Source organism: Borreliella afzelii (assembly GCF_014202295.1).
Lineage (GTDB): Bacteria > Spirochaetota > Spirochaetia > Borreliales > Borreliaceae > Borreliella > Borreliella afzelii.
In genome coordinates this window covers 1-1,564 of the sequence record NZ_JACHGM010000036.1, presented here as the reverse complement: position 1 = coordinate 1,564, position 1,564 = coordinate 1, and the positions used below count along the sequence as shown (strand labels likewise).

Below are 1,564 nucleotides of genomic sequence, written 5' to 3'. Positions count from 1 at the left end.
TGGAGTACATTCAAAAAACAAAACCCATAGCACAAAAAGTCTATAATCAATATTCCCTAGTTAAAAATGTAAATTACAAATAAGTTGTTCTTGCAAGAACTTATACTTTATATTAATCAAATTGTCTTTTACAACAGAAGAAAATCTAGATATTAAATCTAATTTAATCTAATATCTAGATTTTAACATTTTTAATATGATTATTTACTAATCAATGAGTACCTTCTTCTAGAAACTCTATTATTTTATCTATCTGTCCTACAGCTTCTTTAGACATTTCTGATCCTTTGCCAGAAGTATTACTTCCACTGAACTTTACAGTTACTCCAACTAATTTTGCCTTTGACCATATCTTGGCTTTTGCAGTACTATTATCAGTATCGGTAATGCTTCCAATTTCTTCTTTAGCTGCTTTTAAAGCTGCTAATTTAGCTGCTAATTTATCTTGAAAGGAACTTTGCAACTTTAATAGTTTTTCTTTAAGCTCAGCATTACTTACATCCTTAAATCTTTCTTTCAATTCATTTAAATTCCCTTTATAATTTTTAAATTCTTCAATATCAGTCTTGTTATTAAGAGTTGCAACCTCTGAAAGAAGTGAATCTATTTCTTCTTTTTCTTTTACATATGTTTTACAAGTAATTACAAATAACATTGATACAAAAAATAATTTAACTAAATTTTTATTTTTCATTAGTTACTCCTATATTCAATAATAATGAAATTAAAGCTAGCACAACATTCTAAAAATATAAATCTTTCAATTAAAATCGTTAAAAATTTTTAAAAATAGGCTATATACTTACAAGAATATTTTTTATTACTTAATGTATTGTGCTGAAGATAAAAAAAGGAGTATAAATGAAAATTATAAATATATTATTTTGTATATTTTTTCTTCTGCTAAACAGCTGTAATTCCGATAATAATGACACTTTTAATAAAAATAATATAAATAATGCCCAGCAAGCAAAAAGCCGGGGAAAACGCGATTTAGACATAAAAGAATCACAACAAGAAAAAATCACGCTAACTGATGAAGAATCAAAAATGTTTAATTCTCTGGTAACTACTTTTAAATACACAATTGAAAAATTAACTAATCAAATACAAGGATGTAATAATGGGAATAAAAGTAAATGTACTAACTTTTTTGATTGGCTTTTAAAAGAAGATACTGAAAAGCAAAAAGAATTAGCTGATGCATTTAAAAAGGTTTATGACTTTTTAGAGACTAAAAGAAAAGCAAAAGCAAACAATGAAGACTTTGATACTTATATTAAAGGAGGCATTGATTGTAAAGTAGATAATAAAAACGGAAATTGTAATGACAATAAACATGGAAACAATACAAACGAAATAGAGCAATATTTCAGAGGCGTAGCTGGTAGTATATTTTCTAAAAATGGCAATGAAGAGATTTATCAGTGTCTTAAAGAAGAACTTTTAAAGACTGATAACCATTATGCTGGTCTTACATCCAATTGGAAAGACTAAAAACAGTACTTAATTGCACATTCTTGATTATTATACGAATAGCAAGCCCCCACAATAAGGGGGCTTT

At 26.5% G+C, this 1,564-nt stretch carries 2 protein-coding genes; one reads left to right on the top strand and one right to left on the bottom strand.

Annotated elements, in window-relative coordinates; translation table 11 throughout:
- Window positions 1–211: 211 nt before the first annotated feature.
- A complete protein-coding gene (gene revA / locus HNP63_RS06670) occupies window positions 212–694 on the bottom strand; it encodes a fibronectin-binding protein RevA (RefSeq protein WP_183227715.1) in 483 nt (160 codons plus the stop codon).
- A gap of 167 nt (window positions 695–861) precedes the next feature.
- Between revA and HNP63_RS06665 the strand changes: the two genes are divergently transcribed.
- A complete protein-coding gene (locus HNP63_RS06665) occupies window positions 862–1,497 on the top strand; it encodes an Mlp family lipoprotein (RefSeq protein WP_183227713.1) in 636 nt (211 codons plus the stop codon).
- Window positions 1,498–1,564: the final 67 nt, after the last annotated feature.

Excerpts from the sequence above, each read along its gene's own strand:
- HNP63_RS06665 (WP_183227713.1), top strand. The coding sequence starts at position 862 with ATGAAAATTATAAATATATTATTTTGTATATTTTTTCTTCTGCTAAAC.
- revA (WP_183227715.1), bottom strand. The coding sequence starts at position 694 with ATGAAAAATAAAAATTTAGTTAAATTATTTTTTGTATCAATGTTATTT.